The 17,536-nt window shown below is 71.2% G+C and carries 12 protein-coding genes and 2 tRNA genes; 6 read left to right on the forward strand and 8 right to left on the reverse strand.

Going from position 1 to position 17,536, the window contains the following annotated elements; all coding sequences use genetic code 11:
- Window positions 1-150 precede the first annotated feature (150 nt).
- Complete coding sequence (locus ACFVM3_RS34250; protein ID WP_378444045.1) at window positions 151-585, forward strand: SRPBCC domain-containing protein; 435 nt, start codon at window positions 151-153, stop codon at window positions 583-585.
- Here the strand turns inward: ACFVM3_RS34250 and ACFVM3_RS34255 are convergent.
- From ACFVM3_RS34255 to ACFVM3_RS34265, 3 genes are read right to left on the reverse strand one after another with little or no spacing between them, the layout of a single operon-like run.
- Window positions 582-1,808, reverse strand: a complete 1,227-nt coding sequence (locus ACFVM3_RS34255; protein ID WP_378444046.1) for a glycosyltransferase — start codon at window positions 1,806-1,808, stop codon at window positions 582-584. The genes ACFVM3_RS34250 and ACFVM3_RS34255 overlap by 4 nt on opposite strands.
- A complete protein-coding gene (locus tag ACFVM3_RS34260; RefSeq protein ID WP_378444047.1) occupies window positions 1,805-2,638 on the reverse strand; it encodes an SDR family NAD(P)-dependent oxidoreductase in 834 nt (277 codons plus the stop codon). Before ACFVM3_RS34260 ends, ACFVM3_RS34255 begins: the two co-directional genes overlap by 4 nt.
- Window positions 2,635-3,681: an alpha/beta hydrolase gene (locus tag ACFVM3_RS34265; RefSeq protein ID WP_378444048.1), complete on the reverse strand. Its 1,047-nt coding sequence runs from the start codon at window positions 3,679-3,681 to the stop codon at window positions 2,635-2,637. The genes ACFVM3_RS34260 and ACFVM3_RS34265 overlap by 4 nt, the downstream gene beginning before the upstream one ends.
- A gap of 447 nt (window positions 3,682-4,128) precedes the next feature.
- Here ACFVM3_RS34265 and ACFVM3_RS34270 point away from each other — a divergent pair, with 447 nt between their 5' ends.
- The 4 genes from ACFVM3_RS34270 to ACFVM3_RS34285 are packed head-to-tail and all read left to right on the forward strand — an operon-like array spanning window position 4,129 to window position 12,226.
- Window positions 4,129-4,791 carry a hypothetical protein gene (locus ACFVM3_RS34270; protein ID WP_378444049.1) on the forward strand — a complete coding sequence of 221 codons (663 nt, stop codon included), beginning with the start codon at window positions 4,129-4,131 and terminating at the stop codon, window positions 4,789-4,791.
- A 36-nt stretch (window positions 4,792-4,827) separates the two neighbouring features.
- Window positions 4,828-6,546, forward strand: coding sequence for a fatty acyl-AMP ligase (locus tag ACFVM3_RS34275; RefSeq protein ID WP_378444050.1), 1,719 nt, complete (start codon window positions 4,828-4,830; stop codon window positions 6,544-6,546).
- Window positions 6,543-10,739: a beta-ketoacyl synthase N-terminal-like domain-containing protein gene (locus ACFVM3_RS34280; RefSeq protein WP_378444051.1), complete on the forward strand. Its 4,197-nt coding sequence runs from the start codon at window positions 6,543-6,545 to the stop codon at window positions 10,737-10,739. The genes ACFVM3_RS34275 and ACFVM3_RS34280 overlap by 4 nt, the downstream gene beginning before the upstream one ends.
- Window positions 10,736-12,226, forward strand: coding sequence for an MFS transporter (locus ACFVM3_RS34285; protein ID WP_378444052.1), 1,491 nt, complete (start codon window positions 10,736-10,738; stop codon window positions 12,224-12,226). Before ACFVM3_RS34280 ends, ACFVM3_RS34285 begins: the two co-directional genes overlap by 4 nt.
- On the opposite strand, the gene ACFVM3_RS34290 is transcribed toward ACFVM3_RS34285, so the two are convergent.
- On the reverse strand, window positions 12,201-12,620 hold the full coding sequence (locus ACFVM3_RS34290; protein WP_378444053.1) for a VOC family protein: 420 nt from the start codon (window positions 12,618-12,620) through the stop codon (window positions 12,201-12,203). The two genes, ACFVM3_RS34285 and ACFVM3_RS34290, sit on opposite strands and share 26 nt — an antisense overlap.
- Before the next feature lie 88 nt (window positions 12,621-12,708).
- On the opposite strand from ACFVM3_RS34290, the gene ACFVM3_RS34295 reads away from it, so the two are divergent.
- Window positions 12,709-13,320, forward strand: coding sequence for a TetR/AcrR family transcriptional regulator (locus ACFVM3_RS34295; protein WP_378444054.1), 612 nt, complete (start codon window positions 12,709-12,711; stop codon window positions 13,318-13,320).
- Window positions 13,321-13,520: 200 nt separating this feature from the next.
- Here ACFVM3_RS34295 and ACFVM3_RS34300 read toward each other — a convergent pair.
- From ACFVM3_RS34300 to ACFVM3_RS34315, 4 genes are all read right to left on the reverse strand, one after another.
- A tRNA-Val gene (locus ACFVM3_RS34300) sits at window positions 13,521-13,592 on the reverse strand.
- A gap of 35 nt (window positions 13,593-13,627) precedes the next feature.
- Window positions 13,628-13,702, reverse strand: a tRNA-Val gene (locus ACFVM3_RS34305).
- A 79-nt stretch (window positions 13,703-13,781) separates the two neighbouring features.
- A complete protein-coding gene (locus ACFVM3_RS34310) occupies window positions 13,782-15,626 on the reverse strand; it encodes a serine/threonine-protein kinase (RefSeq protein ID WP_378444055.1) in 1,845 nt (614 codons plus the stop codon).
- 9 nt (window positions 15,627-15,635) lie between these two features.
- Window positions 15,636-17,519: a serine/threonine-protein kinase gene (locus ACFVM3_RS34315; RefSeq protein ID WP_378444056.1), complete on the reverse strand. Its 1,884-nt coding sequence runs from the start codon at window positions 17,517-17,519 to the stop codon at window positions 15,636-15,638.
- Window positions 17,520-17,536 lie beyond the last annotated feature (17 nt).

A 17,536-nucleotide genomic window follows, 5' to 3' on the forward strand; every position in this document is an offset into this window, starting at 1 on the left:
ACACACGACACCGGCCGTGTTACGCCTCCAATCACGCGAGTTACGCCCCCGATCACGCGAGTCGCGCCTCACCGCTTGACACAACCACTAGAGTTCAACCAGTACGTTGATTAACCCCTTGGTTGATTGCCCCTGTGGGAAGAGACTGCGATGACCGACCTGACGATCACCCGCGTCCTCGACGCTCCCCGCGAGCTCGTTTTCCGCGTGTGGACCGATCCGGACCATCTCGCCCAGTGGTGGGGCCCGGTCGGGTTCACCACCAAGTCCTGCACCGTCAACCTCACCGAGGGTGGCAAGTGGCGCACGTGCATGAGCGACGGCGAGACGGAGCACTGGGCGTCGGGCGTCTATCACGAGATCGTGCCGCCGGAGCGGCTCGTCTTCAGCTTCGCCTGGGAGGAACCGGAAGGCTCCCGCGGGCACGACACCCTCGTCACGGTCGTGCTCTCCGACCTCGATGGAAAGACCGAAATGTCCTTCCATCAGGCGATCTTCGAGACCGTGGCGGAACGCGACGGCCACGTCGAAGGCTGGCAGTCCTGCTTCAGCCGCCTCGTCACCCACCTCGCGGAGCAACGCTAGCCCAGCTCCCGCAGGACGTCCCGTGCCCGCGCCACCCCGTCCTCCTCCCGCAGCCGCGCGGCGACGAACTGGGCGCCGCGGCGGAACAGCAGGTTGCCGGACAGTTCCAGCAGCCGCGCGGTCAGCGAATCCGCGGTGAGCTCCCGGAGCGGCAGCGGGCGCGGCCCGGCACCGAGCCGGAACACCCGGTCTCCCCAGTAGGGCTGGTCGGAGAAGACCGGGCAGACCAGCGCCGGGACGCCCGCGCGCAACGCGGCCGCGGTCGTGCCCGCTCCACCGTGGTGCACCACCGCCGCGGTGCGCGGAAAGAGCCACGAGTGCGGGACGTCCCCGACCGTCAGCAGGTCATCGTCGTCGGACGCGGCGTCGGTACCGAGCAGGCCGCGTAACCCCGCCCGGCGCAAAGCCGTGCGGACCGCGGCGAAAATCCGCTCCGCCTCCGAAGGTCGCATGCTGCCGAAACCGATGTACACCGGAGGGGGCCCGGCAGCGAGGAAGTCCCGCAGTCGCGGGTCCGGCCGCCACGCGGCGGGCGCCTCGAGAAACCAGTACCCGGTGACGTGCACCCTCGACGGCCAATCCTTCGGCCGCGGCACGACCGCGTCGGAAAAACCGCACAGCACCGGGGTTTCCGCTCGCCGGGGCCCGCGGAGGCCGGCCGCGGGCAAGCCCAGCGACCGCTCGCGCCACCGGTCCACCTCCGGCCTCAGCACCTGCCACGCGACGGCGTCGACAGCGCGGAAGCTCAGCCGCCTGCCGCACGGCCCGGTCTTGCCGGCCCACGGCACCAGCGGATGCGCGAACGCGCTCGTCGGCACGCTGGGCTGATAGTGCAGTTCGACGTCGGGGACGCCGAACGAGGCACCCAGATGCGCGCCGAGGAATCCGAGCGTCGGGGCGAGGACGAGATCCGCCCCCGCCGCTCCTTGCTGGACATCGGCCAGCAGACGCTCCATCACCGGAGCGAGGGCACCACGCAGCCCGCGCAGGAAGCTCGCGGGCGTACGTCCCTCGGTCCATTCGCGTCCACCGTCCGAACCGAGGATCTCGCTCGGGTCGGCGGAGAGCGGCGCGAAGTCCAGGCCGTGCCCCGTCACCAGGGTGCGGAACCGCTCGGCCGCCAGCACCCGCACCCGGTCGCCGTCGAGGCCACACCCCAAGGCGATGCACGGCTGAACGTCGCCACGGGAACCCGGAGCGACGATCACGACGAGCCGGGTCATCGCTTCGCCGCCGTCAACCGGTAGCGGAGGCGGAACGGCAGCCTCGCCAGTGCCGCCGCGATATGCGCGTCCCTGCCGACCAGGTACCGCGGCGCGATCCGCCGGGCGGTCAGCGCGTGGACGACGACCCGCGCCGCCCGCTCGGGCGGCACGCCGTTCCGCGCGGACCGCTCCGCACTGCGTTCGGCCTCGTCCAGTTGTGCCGCATACCTTTCCCGCGCGGCTTCCGGCAGGGCGGCGCGCACCTCTTCGGCGGCGGCGCGGGCGCGCGACCAGATCGACGTGGCGACGGCACCGGGCTCGACGAGGACGACGCCGATCCCGGACGGCGCCAGTTCGGCGCGCAGGCTGTCGGTCAAGCCGACCAAGGCGAACTTCGACGTGTGATACGGCCCGACCATCGGCCCGGCGATCCGCCCGCCCATCGATCCGACCGTCACCACCCTGGCGGCGGGCGCGGCGCGCAGCGCGGGCAGCATCGCCTGCGTGACGGCCAGCTGACCGGTGACGTTGACCTCCAGCTGTTGCCGGAACTCTTCGATCGGGACGTGTTCCAGCGGTCCCGGCCGGGCCATTCCGGCGTTGTTCACCAGTCCGCGGAGCGGACCCTCCGCCGCGACCTTTTCACCGCACGCCGCGATCGACGCCGGATCGCGGAGATCCATCCGCAGTACGGTGACGGCCTCGCCGTGAGCGCGGACGAGTTCCGTTTCGTCCGCCGCGGTGCGCACAGTGGCCCAGACGTGGGCGCCCCGCCGGACGAGTTCGGCCACGCACGCCCGGCCGATCCCGCTCGACGCCCCGGTGACCACAAAGGACGGACGGGTCACGACGCCTCCCCCGCCTTCACCGGCGCGGAAAGCGCCCGCAGCATCCTCGGCCAGGTCTTGTGCAACTGGTCCTGCCAGTACGCCCAATGGTGTGTGCCCGGCCCGTAGAAGTCCGTCATGACCGGGACGCCGAGCCGGTTCAGCCGGTCCGCCATCGCGGTGGTCTGTCCGGAGCACAGGAATTCGAGCAGCATCGCGCCGGGCAGCACGTCGATCGGGAGCTTCCCGTCGAACGGCCCCGGCAGGCCGTTGCCCGTCGACAGATACAGCTCGGTGCCGCGGAGGCGGTCGGCGTTCACCAGCGGATCGTGCGCGTCCCAGCGGGACGACTCGCGCCGCCGGTCACCCCAGAGCGCTTCGGGATCCTGCCGGGCCGAGGCGACGATCGCGCTGGTCAGCAGCTCGCCGTACGGACCGGTGGGGTTGAGATTGCCGCTGAACGACCCGGCGAAGCGGAACACTCCCGGCCGCCGGGCGGCGAGTTCCACCGCGCCGTACCCGCCGAGCGAGAGCCCCGCCGCCACCCGCCGCCCGTCCCCGCGATAGCCGCGGTCGATCAACTGCGGGATCTCGACCGCGGTGAACGTCTCCCATTGGTTGAGCACGACGTCCTTGCCGTAATTCCACCAGTCGGAAAAGAACCCGGCGGAGCCGGAACCCGGCATCACCACGAGGACGCCCGCGTCGTCGGCGAGTTTCCGGATGTCGGTATTGGCGGTCCAGCCGCGGTAGTCCTGGAGGCGCGTCTCACCGGCGAGCAGATACACCGCCGGCCACTTCCGCTCCGGTTCGGCCTCCCACCGCGACGGCAGGATCAGCCGGACCATCGCGTAACTCCCGACGCCGACCGAGCGCACGGTGAGATCCAGCACCCGCGGGTCACCGTCCACAGTGGTCTGGGCGACGACGTGCGAGCCGTCGTCGGCACGGGCGTCCGGGACACCGCTCTCGGCCCGCGCCGGTGCCGCGGCGACGCTCGGCAGCAAGCACGCCGCGACCGCCAGCGACACGACGGCCCGCAGCCGCCTCGAAGTAGTGCGCATACGTAATCCTTTGTCCCGGTCGTTCGATCGAATTCGAAAATGTGACGGCGATTACCCGAGAAAGAAAATCAGAGGTGGCGACACGTTAAGCGGACGGACCCCGTCCAGGCAATTGTCCTGCCCACAATCCGGGAGGACAATATGAATGCCAGGGAAACAAGAAAAGCCCTCACCTCCCCCATCAGGGTGACCCGTCGATCACGGACAGTGAAGAACTGTGGCACGGGAGTACCAGATCGGCTCGCATACCAGCGGGAATCCCGGAATACGCAGGTCACACCCTGTACACGAAGGACATTTACGTTCTCTTGACACCTTCCGGTATTCGATTTCCCGTCGTAGCCTTCGACGTGCCGCCCGGGTTCGGCGTCCCCTCACGCGACCCGGCGCCCCCGCGTCCCACCGAAGGGACCAGACCCCATCAGGACCCTTCCGAAAGGGCTATTCATGGCTGCCCGAATTCGCGCGCTCATCTTGTCCGCCGCGGCGTTGGTGACCTTTTCCGGCGCGCCAGGAGAATCGATTCAGGTGGCGCAGGCACCGCTTTCGCCCACTGTTCCGCCCGCCGCCCTGCTTCCTCCGGAAACCGTCCCGAACGCGTCCGCGCGCGACGGGTTCGACGTGGCGTCGGCACTGTCCACGTCGGACCGCGGGCGGAGCGGAAGGGTCGACGTCGGCGGATGCGAGGACGTCGTCCACGGCAGACTGGCCGGCGCCGGTGCCACCGGGCAGGGTTTCCAGTCCACCGTGCCCGGCGGCCAGGTCTCCGAACTCGTCGCGCGTACGACGAACCCGCCCGATCTGGCGGCTTGGGCCGCGCAGGCCGGACGGTGCTCGAAGGTGACGGTCGACGACGCGGCCGTCACCGCGGTGTCGACCGTCACCGTCCACCCCGCTCCCGCCGTTCCGGGGGCGAAAACCCTTTCGTACCACCAACTCCTGACGTTACCCGGCCAGCCCCCCGAGCTGCCGGGGCTGCGTCTGCGCACCGTCGCCATCGCCGCCGACGACGTACTGGTCGTGCTTCGTGACGCCGGAACGACCGGCCTCGATCTCGACGCCCTCGCCGTCGCCGCCTGGCGGCACGCCGCAGGGCCGCTCGGCCGCTGAATCCCCGCACCACCGGAAATCCCCCGAGGAGACGCCATGTCCCTGGCCCCCGAAAACACCCTCCCCGCCTGCCTCCGGCACTGGGCGGACACCGACGGCGACCGGCCCGCGCTGACCTTCGCCGACTTCTCGACCGATCGCGCCGGACGCCGGAAGACGCTGAGCTGGAAGCAACTCCAAGAGCGCGTCGACGCCGTCGCTGCGGCGCTGCCCGTTCAGTCCGGTGACCGGGTGGCGGTGCTGTGCCCGCAGAGCGCCGATTACGTCGTCGCCTTCCTCGGCGCGATCACCGCGGGCGCGATAGCCGTGCCGCTGTTCGATCCCGGCCTGCCAGGGCACGCCGGACGGCTCGCCGCGGTGCTGACCGACTGCTCCCCCACCGCGGTGGTCACCACGTCCGCGTCGGTGGACGCGGTTCGCGAGTTCCTGGTGGGCCTCCCCGGCGGTGAAGACGTCGCCGTCGTCGCGGCCGACAAGCCCACCGGACCCGGCCGCGCCTGGCCCGCCCCTGCGCCCTCACCTGACGACGTGGCGTACCTGCAGTACACGTCCGGTTCGACCCGCAGCCCGGCGGGAGTGGTGCTGACCCACGCGAACGTGCTCGCCAACGTCGGCCAGGCGGTGCGCGGGCTCGGGATCGACCCGGCGGGGACCACGGTGTCGTGGCTGCCGCTGTTCCACGACATGGGTCTCGTCCTCGGCCTGATCACGCCGCTGGCCATGGGCATGCGGTCGGTGCTGATGGACCCGCTGGCCTTCATCGAGCGTCCGGTGCGCTGGCTGGAACTGCTCGGCGACCACAACGCGAGCTGGAGCGCCGCCCCGAACTTCGCGTTCCACTACGCCGCGAGCCGGGTGCGCGAGGAGGATCGCGCCAAGCTCCGCCTCGACCGCGTCGCCGCGATCGTCAACGGTGCCGAGCCGATCAATCCCGGAGTGCTCGACCGGTTCCATGACACCTTCGCCGGATCCGGGTACACCCCGGACAAGACGCGGCCCGCGTACGGGCTGGCCGAGGCGACCGTCTTCGTCACCACCGGCCCCGGTGTCCCTCCGCGTGTCACCACGTTCGACCGCGTCGCGCTGGGTGCGGGAACGGCACGGCAGGCGGACACCGGCCTCCGCCTCGTCGCCTGCGGTGTCCCGGTGGGCCAGCACGTCGCGCTGGTCGACCCGGAGTCCGGCGTCGCGCTCGAAGACGGGGCGGTCGGCGAGATCTGGGTCCACGGACCCAACGTCGGTACCGGCTACTGGCAGAAACCCTTGGAGAGCACCGAAACCTTCGGTGCCCGGCTGACCGGTGACCACGGCGAACTGCCGGCGGGCCCGTGGCTGCGCACCGGTGACCTCGGCGTCCGGCACGACGGTGAGATCTACATCGCGGGGCGGATCAAGGATCTGCTCATCGTCGACGGCCGCAACCACTACCCGCAGGACGTCGAAGCGACCGCCGCCTCGGCCGACCGCGACATCCGCCCCGGCAGTGTCGCCGCGTTCGCCATCGAAGGCACCGACACCGAATCCGCGGTCGTCGTCGCCGAGCACCGCGGTCACACCGCGCTGACGACGGAGGACGAACGGGCGCTCGAAGCGTCGATCCGGCGGCTGGTTTCCGACGCGCACGGCCTTGCCCTGCGTGACGTCGTACTCGTCCCGGCGGGCCTGGTCCCGCGGACCTCCAGCGGCAAGATCGCGCGGAGCGCCTGCCGCGACCGCTACCTCGCCGGCGATTACGGAAAGGCCTTGGTGCGATGAGAAACCCGACGTTCGACGCCCCGGCACTGCGCCGCTGGCTGCTCGACACCGTCGCCGGGCACACCGGCGTCGACGCGGCCCGGCTCGAAGCCGACCGCCCGCTCAGCGACTACGGCCTGTCCTCCCGCCAGGCCGTCGGTATCGCCGCCGATCTCGAAGATCTGCTCGGCACCCCGCTCCCGGCCACCCTGCTGTGGGAAAGCCCGACCATCGATCACCTTGCCCGCTCGCTCACCGGCGACACGGAACCCGAACCGGAGCAGACGGGCACCGACTGGAAATTACAAACCGATCCGATCGCCGTCGTCGGCCTCGGCTGCCGCTGGCCGGGCGCGGACGGCCTCGACGAGTTCTGGGATCTGCTGCGCAGCGGACGGGACGCCGTCCGGACCGCGCCACCGGGCCGATGGAACGCCGACGCGGCCCCGATCGTCGGCGGCTTCCTCGACGACGTGGCCGGTTTCGACGCGGACCACTTCGGCATCACGCCGCGCGAAGCGTCCACAATGGACCCACAACAGCGGATGCTGCTGGAGGTCGCCTGGGCCGCGCTCGAACACGCCGGGATCGCCCCGGCTTCCCTGCGCGGCAGCCGGACCGGCGTGTTCACCGGGATCTCGACCCACGACTACGGGCATCTCACGATGACGGGCGGTGGCGTGGATCTGTGGACCGCGACCGGCGCCGCCGGAAGCATCGCGGCCAACCGGCTCTCGTATGTCTACGACCTGCGCGGGCCGAGCATGGCGGTGGACACCGCCTGCTCGTCGTCACTGGTCGCGGTGCACCACGCGGTGCGCGCGCTGCGCGACGGCGAGGCGGATCTGGCCTTGGCGGGCGGGGTGAACCTCATGCTGCTGCCCGGTCCGACCGCCGCGTTCGCCGCCGCCGGCCTGCTCGCCGCCGACGGGCGATGCAAGACGTTCGCCGCGGAGGCCGACGGCATCGCGCGTGCCGAGGGCTGCGGCGTCGTCGTGCTCAAACGGCTGACGGACGCCGAGTACGACGGCGACCGGGTGCTGGCGGTGATCCGCTCCACCGCGGTCAACTCCGACGGCCGGTCACAGGGTATGGCGGCACCGAACCCCGTCGCCCAGCAGGACATGCTGCGCACGGCGTACCACGGCGCCCGGCTCGTTCCGTCCACTGTGGACTACGTCGAGGCACATGGCACCGGCACGTTGCTCGGCGACCCGATCGAGGCCCGCTCGCTCGGCGCCGTGCTCGGCAAGGACCGCCCTGCCGACGCCCCGCTGCTGATCGGCTCGGTGAAGACGAACATCGCGCACGCGGAGGCGGCCGCCGGGATCGCCGGGCTGATCAAGGTCGTCCTCGCGATGACCAAGGACGAATTGCCGCCACAGCTGCACTTCTCCGCCCCCAATCCGCATATCCCGTTCGACGACCTGCGCCTGAAGGTGGTGACCGAACCGACGCCGTGGCCGCGCCGGTCCGGCCGTGCCACGGCGGGAGTGTCGGCGTTCGGGTTCGGCGGGACCAACGCGCACGTCGTCGTCGAACAGGCGCCGCCGCTGGAGCCGGCGCCGGAGCGGGCGGACGTCCGGATCGGGCTGCTGTCCGCCCGCACCCGCGATCGCCTCACCGAACGGGCGACACAGCTGGCGAACTGGCTGGACTCCACGTCGCTTTCCCTCGCCGACATCACCCATACGTTGTCCCGGCGCGACAACGGCGGACCGCACCGTGCCGCCGTCGTGGCAGGCGACACCGCCGAGCTGGCGGCACTGCTGCGCGCCGTCGGCTCCGGCACCGATCCGCTGCCCGCGGGCGCGGTCACCGGCACCGCCGGGAGTTCCGGCGGTCCGGTCTTCGTGTTCTCCGGTCACGGCTCGCAGTGGCCGGGGATGGGGCAAGGGCTGCTGCGCGCGGAACCCGCGTTCGCCGCGCAGGTCGACAAGCTGCACGACCTGTTCACCGAGCACACCGGCCGATCGCTGCGCGCGCTGCTCACCAGCGTGGATCCCCTGTCCCTGCCCGAAACCCAGACGGCCATCTTCGGGACACAGGTCGCGCTGGCCGCACAGTGGGAAGCGCTCGGGGTCCAGCCCTCGGCCGTCGTCGGGCACTCGCTCGGCTCCGCGGCCGCCGCCGTGGTGAGCGGCGTGCTCACTCCCGACGAAGCCGTCCATCTGGTCGCGACCCGTGCCCGGCTCCTTGGCACCCTCGGTCCGGGCGGCGCGATGGCGGCGGTCGAACTGGCGCCGGAGGAACTGGAGCTGTATCCCGACATCGAACTCGCCGTCGAATCCGCGCCGGGGCAGCTGACCGTGGCCGGGGACGCGACCGTGCTCGACCTGCTCGTCGCGGAACTCGAAGCCGCCGGGCTGACCGCGCGGCGGCTGCCGGTCGAGGTCGCCGGGCACTCCGCCCGCGTCGATCCGGTGCTGCCCGCGCTCCGGGAGGCGCTCGTCGAACTGGGCGACCGCCGTCCGACGGTGCCCTGGTACGACACGGTTCTGGCCGATCCACGGGAACTGCCGGACTTCGACGCCGGGTACTGGGCCGCACACCTGCGCCGTCCGGTGCGGTTCCGGCAGGCCGTGGCGGCCGCCGCCGCGGACGGGCACCGGGCCTTCCTGGAGGTGTCGCCGCATCCGATCCTGCGGGGCTCGGTGACGAGGACCCTCGAAGCCGAGGGCGTCCACGACGCCGTCGTCACGGGAACGCTGCGCCGGGGCCAGGATGAGGTCCGCACGCTGGGTGCCGCCGCGGCCGAGTTGTACTGCGCGGGCACCCGGATCACGACCGCCGATCCGGACGACGGTGCCCGGCTGGTCGACGTCCCGCCGATGCCGTGGCGGCACGAACGCCACTGGTACACCACCGCCGAAGAACCGCCGTCGTTCGCGGCACGCGCGCCGGAACCCGAACCGGTGCGGACCGCCGGAGGCGACCGGCTGACCGAGATCGTCGCCGCCGTCATGGGGCTGCGTCCCGATCGACTCGACGCCGACGTCCCGCTGGTGGAACTCGGGCTGGATTCCCTGATGGCGAACCGGATCAAGGAAGCCGTCCGCCGGGAGTTCGGTACGGAACCCGACGCCGTCAGCGTCCTCCGCGGCGCCACCCTCGCCGATCTCAGCCGCGATCTCGCGCCCCGCGAGAACGAGGAACCGTTGCCGTCCCGAGGCCGCGCCTGGGACGCGGCGGACCGCCTCGTCCTGCGTCTGTGGCAGGAGCACACGGGGACCGAAGCGACCGGCACGCACGTTCGGCTGACCGAGACGGATTCACCCGACCGGCTGGCCGAACTGCTCGCACAGGGGCTCAGCACCGAGCTCGACACGCCGGTCACCGCCGCCGAACTCCGACGGCACGACTCGCTCGCGGCCATCGCCGACGTCGCCCGCGCCGTCCTCGACACGCGCGAGGCGCTGGGACCGGTACACGTCCTCGCTCCGGGCGAGGCGGGGGTCGCACCGCTGCTGCTGTTCCACCCTGGCGGCAGCACCTGCACCGTGTACCGGCCGCTGCTGGACCGGCTGCCGACCTCGGTGCCGTGCGTCGGGTTCGAACGCGTTCCCGGGGTCAGCATCGAAGACCGTGTCGAGCAGTTGCTGCCGCTGGTACGGGAACAGCGTCGCGACCGGCCGTACCGGCTGGCGGGCTGGTCGTTCGGCGGGGCGCTGGCCTACGGCGTCGCGGCGCGGCTCGCCGAAGAAGGCGAAGAGGTCGAGTTCGTCGCGCTGATCGACACCATGCTCCCGCTCCCGGAGGCGGACCTCGACCCGAGGGCGTCGTCCGCCAGGCGGTTCCTGCGGTTCACCGGCTACGTCGAGGGCACCTACGGGCGCGAAGTGCGGCTCGGTCACGAAGAGCTGGCTCCGTTGCCCGAAGAGGAGCAGATCGAGCTGACCATGCGGCGGGTCGCCGAAGCGGGCTTGCTCAGCCCCGGCGTGCTCCGGCACCAGCGCCAGTCCTTTTTGGACACGCTGGCGGCCGAACGCGGTACGCCCCGCCGATACGACGGGCGGGTCGTGCTCTACCGGGCGACCGAGCAGTACGCGGCCGGGCTGGCGATGGAACCCCGGTACTCGCGCACGGATCTCGCGGCGGGCTGGGCGGAGCTGTGCCCAGGGCTGGAAATCGTGCGGGTCGAGGCGCATCACCTGTCGGTCGTCGACCCGCCCCACGTCGATGTCGTGGCGAGGCATCTGACGGGACTCCTGTGACCACGGCCCGGGCCGAGCGAGCGGTCGACCGCGCCTGGCCGCTGCTGGCGGTACTCGGCGCCGGGCTCTTCCTCGTGGCGGTCGACGCGACCGTGCTGCACGTCGCGTTGCCCGACCTCGTCCGGCAGCTGCGGCCCGGCGCGTCGGCTCAGGTGTGGATCGTGGCGATCTACCCGCTGACCGCCGCGCCGCTGCTGCTGCCGTTCGGTACCCTCGGCGACCGGTACGGACGGCGGCGCGTACTGGTCACCGGGTACGTCGTGTTCGGGATCGCGTCGCTCGGCTGCGCGTTCGCGCCGAACGTCCCGGCACTGCTGGCGTTCCGCGCGTTGCTCGGCGGTGGCGGCGCGATGATCATGCCGGTGACGATGTCGCTGCTCCGCGAACTGTTCCCGGAGCAGCCGCGTCGCCGCACGGCGATCGCGGTGTGCAGCGGGATCGCGGGCACCGGATCGGTCTTCGGGCCGATCCTCGGCGGAGTGCTCGTCGAGGCGTGGGGCTGGCGGGCGACGTTCCTGCTGAATCCGCCGGTGATCCTGGCGGCGGTGGTGCTGGCGCTGCGGTGGCTCCCTCGCGGCCAGCCGGGCCGGCGGCCGTGGGACGCGCCCAGCGCCGCCCTCGCCGCGGGCGGTGTCCTCGGGATCGCTTTCGCCGTCGGGCATCCGGGCGCGTGGACCACGGCCGTCGCCTCCGGCGCGACCGGATGTGTCCTCATCGGACTGTTCCTCCGCCGCCAGCGCCGGACCGATCCGCCGCTGCTGGATCTCACCCTGTTCCGGCGGCCGGGCGTGCGGGCCGCGGTGGGCGGGGTGCTGCTGGTGATGAGCACGCTCGTCGGGCTGGGCCTGCTGTTCGCCCAGTACCTGCAGGTGGTGCTCGGGCTTTCGCCCACCGCGGCGGCGGGACGGCTGCTCCTGGTGCTGGGCGCTTCGGCGGTCGGCAGTGTCGTGACCCCGTCACTGCTGGGACGCTTCGGCAACGCCAGGGTCCGCACGGCCGGGTTCGCCGTGACGGCGGTGTCGCTGCTGGTCCCGGCGGCGGGTCCGGTCGCGCTGACGTCGCCGGTGCTGCTGGGCGCCGGGCTGACCGGACTGGGTCTGGGGATGGCGCTCGCGCTCACGTCGAGCACCGACACCCTCCTTTCGGCGACCTCGGCGGACCAGGCGGGCGGCGCCGCGGCGGTGGAGAAAACGGGTTACGAACTGGGCGCCGGGTTCGGGACGACGGTGTTCGGTTCCCTGGCCGCCGCGGTGTACGCGGGACACTTGGCCGTCCCATCCGGCGTGCCGGAACCGGCGCGGGTGCTCGCCCTGTCAGGGCCGGCCCAGGCGGAGACAGCCGCGTCGGGTCTCTCCTCGCAATCAGCCGGCGAATTGCTGGCTGCCGCGAAGGCCGCCTGCACCACCGGACTGCAGGTGTCGGCGGCCGTCGCTTGTGGACTGTTCGTGGTGGCCGTGCTCGTCAGCGCGGGCGGGCCTCGTCGGTGAACCGCTCGGCGAACTCGCCGGTCGGCGGGATCTCCTGGATCACGTCGACGAGGACGCCGTTGGGGTCGGCGACGATGAAGTGCCGCTGCCCGAACGCCTCGCTGCGCAGGGAAAGCGCCTCGGGCAGCCCCGCTTCCACGACCAGCCGCCGGTGCTCGGCGTCGACGTCTTCGACCTCGAAGTTCAGCAACAGTCCCTGCACGGGTTTACCCGCCCCGGCGGGAATGGTCTCGTGCCCGGGGGCGAGGATCGCCAGCTCCCACTCGCCACGTTTGAGGCTGACGTACCAGTCGGCCTCGAAGGTGAGCTCGAAGCCGAAGTGGTCGCGGTAGAAGTCCCGCGTCTCGGCGATCTTCTCGGTCATGAGGACGGGATAGAAGCTGGTCAGACGCATGTGGCCACCTTGCTCGTGAACAATACCGACCGTCGGTTTGTTTCTTCGAAGTTAGCCAACCGACGGTCGGTATGTCAAGATTCGGGCCATGGCCCGCACGAAGCAGCAGCAACGCGAAGAGACGATGGAGGCGTTGACCGCCACCGCCCGGCGACTGTTCGCCGAGCACGGATACGGCAAGGTCGGGCTGGAGACCATCGCGCAGACCGCGGGCGTGAGCAAAGGCGCGCTCTACCACCACTTCAGCAGCAAGGCGGACCTGTTCCGGCACGTGCTCGGGGTCGTGCAGCACGACGTCGGCGAGCAGATCGCGCGGGCCGCGGACGCCGCGCCGGACTCGTGGGCCGGGCTGCTCGCCGGCTGCCGCGCGTTCCTCGCCGCGGCGACCGACCCGGAGACCCAGCAGATCATGTTGCTGGACGGCCCTTCGGTGGTCGGCTGGCAGGACTGGCGCGAACTGGACGCGGAGTCGTCGGCACGGCACCTCGCCGAAGCGCTGACCGAGCTGATGGCCGAGGGCGTCCTGGCGAAGCGGCCCGTCGAACCATTGGTACGCCTGCTTTCCGGCGCGATGAACGAGGCAGCCGTCTGGCTCGCCCACTCCCCCGACCCGAAGGCCGACCTCGCCGCGACCATGGACACGCTGACGCCGATGATCGAGGCATTACGGCCCCCGGCCTCGCTCACCCGAAGTACATGAAGGCCCCCTTCCTGTACCTAGGCGCAAGGAAGGGGGCCTTCATGTACTTGGGGGTCCTGCTGCCCGGCACCCAAGGCCCATCGCGTGTGAAGGCCCCCTTTCCTCGGCCGAGCCGAGGGAAGTGGGCCTTCACGCGCAGCCGCTATGGCTCACGAGACGCAGAAAGGCCCCACCCTCGCCGGGTGGGGCCTTCACTGCGGTGGGCGATACTGGGATCGAACCAGTGACCTCTTCGGTGTGAACGAAGCGCTCTCCCCCTGAGCTAATCGCCCGCTGTACGAACTCCGGTTCACCGGGGAAGCGAACCTGGTGCGCGATACTGGGATTGAACCAGTGACCTCTTCCGTGTCAGGGAAGCGCTCTCCCGCTGAGCTAAACGCGCGTGGTGTTTCGTTCGTACTGACGATAGCTTAGCGGACCCCGTTTCCGGGCCGTCACAGGGGTTCCCTCTCCGCGAAAGCTCAGGGTTTCGGCAGCCTGGAAGCGACCGAGCCCGCGATCTCCTTCGCCCGGTCGCACGGACTTCCGCTTCCCTCGCGCGCCAGCAGCCGGACGGCGACGTGTTCGGCTTCGCGGTCCGGCAGCGGGCGATGCTGCCAGGTGACGGCGCAGTTCGAGTCCCCGAACTCCCGCATGTCGCCGGTGACACCGCTGCCGAGGTCGACCGGCGAACCCTCCGGCGCGTAGGAACCTCGCTGCAACTCGACGGTCAGGGTGTCCCCGCCGCCCACCCACTCGCAGATCCGCAGCGTCCGCGGGGCAGGCCGCGCGTTGGGCATGGTCTTGCCGAGCACCGCCGGATCGGCGATCGTGCACGGATCGAGCGGGAGAAGACTCGCCGGATCACCCGCGCGGTCGACCTCGTGCGTGCGCAGCCGGGTGAGCGCGGCGGTCAGCATGTCGTCGGCGGCCTTGCAGGGATCACCTTCCCGGCCCGGGTGGGAGACGACGACCCCGAGCCGCCGGTCCGTGGGCAACTGGGCGACCGAGTCGCATCCGCCGCTGATCGTGCTGCGCAGCAACGGAACTCCTTCGGCCGTGCGGTCCGTCCGTTCGAGACTGCTGGTGCTCACCCCTTCGCCGAGCCGGAGTTCGAAGGTGACGCCCTTGAGCCCGGTGTACTTGCAGCGGGCCGGGTAGGTCAGGTCGGTATCCGGTTTCAGGGTGCCGAACTCCTGCACGAACCGGCCCGCGAGCACCTTGCACGGATCCACCAGGCGCAGGCGTTCCGCGCCCAGCGCGTCGGTCGCCGACAGCGAGGTCGTCCCAGGGTTCTCCGGTTTGGCGTGCTCGGCGATGGTGAGGCCGAGCGCGACCATCCCCGAAACGACGAGCAGGACGACCGCGGCGAGCGAGCCGAACAGGATCTTCTTCGTCCGCGGCGCCATCTTCTTGGGCGGCGGGCGCCAGATCGGCAACGGCAAGGCCAGTACCGAGCGAACTTCCGCGTCCTGCTGCCGGATCCGGGCGTGCACGGCGGGCGGCCAGGGCGCCGCGCCCGGCGGCACGGGGCCGAGGAAGTCCAGGATCTGTTCCGGAGTCGGCCGCCGTGCCGGGTCCTTGGCCAGACAGGGCTCGGCGATCCGCCGGATCTCGTCCGGGACGTCGCTGAAATCCGCCGCGGCGTGCACGACGTTATACAGAGTCTGCGGCGCGGTCGGTCCGGTGAAGGGGCCGCGTCCGGTCGCGGCCATGACCAGGATCGCGCCGAGGGAGAACACGTCGCTCGCGCCGGTGATCCGCCCGCTGCCCGCCTGTTCCGGCGACATGAACGCGGGCGACCCGATGATCGCGCCGGTTCCGGTGAGATCCTGCGCGTCCTCCGCCACTCGCGCGATGCCGAAGTCGATCACCCTGGGTCCGTCACTCGTCAGGATGATGTTGCTGGGCTTGAGATCCCGGTGGATCAGCCCGGCACGGTGGATCTCGGTCAGCGCCGCGGCGAGCCCGGACGCCAGCAGCCGCACCGACTCGACGGGCAGCGGCCCGGCACCGTCCACCGCCTCCTTCAAGGACGGCCCGGTGACGAAGACCGAGGCGAGCCACGGGGTTTCCGCTTCCGCGTCGGCGTCCATGACGGCGGCGGTGTAGGCGCCGGAGACCAGCCGCGACGTGGCGACCTCGCGCCGGAACCGTTCACGGAAACGTGGATCGTGCGCGAACTGGGCGTGCAGCTGTTTGACGGCGACGAGCCTGCCGTCCGGGGCGAGGCCGAGCACGACGCGGCCCATCCCGCCTTCACCGAGTTCGGCGATGATCCGGTACGGGCCGATCTGCCGGGGTTCGCCGGGGTTCAACGGTTTCACTGATCAGCCCTAGGGTTTCGGAAGTTTCGGCAGCAGCGCCCCGGCGAAGCCCTTCGCCTTTTCGCAGGCTTCGTCGGCGGTCATCTTGGTCCCGCTGGTCCCGACCGTCAGCTCGACGTTCTCCCCGTCACGCTCGCTGACGGACCGATGCTGCCAGGTCAGCGAGCAGGTGGAGCGCGCGATGCCGTCGTCCACCTTGGCCAGGTACACCTTGGCACCGCCGAGATCCAGGGTGGCGGTCGCCGTGTAGTACGAGTCCTTCGACTGCGCGGGCGGGTACGCGCGCACGAAGCTCAGGCTGACGTTGCCCGCCGCGTCGTACCGGCATTGGTGCAGGTGTTCGCGGATCGTCTCGACGACCGGGCCGATCAGCCGGTCCGTGGTCGCGGGGCCGAGCAGCGCGCACGGGTCCAGCGGAGCCAGTGTGCCCGCCGGGAGCTCGCGTTCCTGGCCTCCGGCGCGGATCCGCTTGACCGCGTCGGCGAGCGCGGCCTTCACCACCGAACACGCTTCATCCTTTGTGGACATCGAATTGACGTCGACACTGAGTTTGGTGTTCGGCAGGCCGCTGACCGGGACGGCGACCGCGCACGCGTCGTCGGAGCCCTTGATACGCAGCGGAAGGCCTTCCAGCTCGCCGCCGGCTTCGCCTTCGACCAGGTCGCCGCCGATCGCCAGCTCCAGCCACTTGCCCGCGGGCGAGGAGTACGTGCACGAGTCGAACTGGATGTCGATCTCCGTGCTCAGCTTGCCGAACCCTGGCACGTCCCGGCCCGCGAGCACCTTGCACAGATCGACCCGGCGCAGGTTGTCCGGGCCGAGCGGATCCTGGTTGACCGGGGTGGCGACCGGTTCGTCCGGTTGCGGTGACGAACTCGGCGCGATGGCGGCCGGCGGCGGGTCGTCCCCGGACAGCGAGACCGCCGCGACGGTGCCACCGGCCAGCAGCACCACGGCGGCCGCGGCCAGTCCCGCGTACAGGCCGCGGCGGGATCGCTTCGGCGGCGGCGGGTTCAGCAGCCTCCGGACCTCGGCCTGCTGCGCCTCGATGAGGTGCGACACCACCGGCGGCCACGGGCTGGTCGTCGGCGGGACCGGGCCGAGCCGCTCCAGCACCCAAGCGGGTGACGGCCGGTCGGACGGGTTCTTCGCCAGGCACGGCTCGACGATCTGCCGCAGCTCCGGCGCCAGCTGCCGCAGGTCGGGCTGGAGGTGCACGACGTTGTACAAGGTGTGCGGAGTGGACGTCCCGGTGAAAGGGCCGCGGCCGGTCGCGGCCATCACCAGCAGCGCGCCGAACGAGAACATGTCGCTCGACGGGGTCAGCGGTTTCCCCTCGGCCTGTTCCGGGGACATGAACCCGGGCGAACCGATGACCGCGCCGGTGTGGGTGAGTTCGGAGTCGCCTTCGGCGGCGCGGGCTATCCCGAAGTCGATCACCCTGGGTCCGTCACCGGTGAGGATGACGTTGCTGGGCTTGAGGTCGCGGTGGATCAGTCCGGCACGGTGGATGTCGCCCAGCGCCAGCGCGAGCCCGGCGGCGAGATGACGGACCGCCATCGGCGGCAGCGGACCGCCCGCGGAGACCGCCTCCGACAGCGCCGGTCCTGGCACGAACACCGACGCCAGCCACGGTGTCGGCGCGTTCGGGTCGGCGTCCATGACCGGTGCGGTGTACGCGCCGGACACCAGCCGGGATGTTTCGACCTCCCGGCGAAACCGCTCACGGAAGCCGGGGTCCTGCGCGAATCCGGGGTGGACCTGTTTGATCGCGACGAGACGCCCGTCGGCGGAGATCCCGAGCAGCACCCGGCCCATCCCGCCCTCGCCGAGCGCGGCGAACACCCGGTAGCGCCCCACGCCGGTGGGTTCGCCGGTGTTCAACGGCTTCACGAAGGCCCCCTTGTTCC

It is taken from the genome of Amycolatopsis sp. NPDC057786, assembly GCF_042797905.1.
Classification (GTDB): Bacteria; Actinomycetota; Actinomycetes; order Mycobacteriales; family Pseudonocardiaceae; genus Amycolatopsis.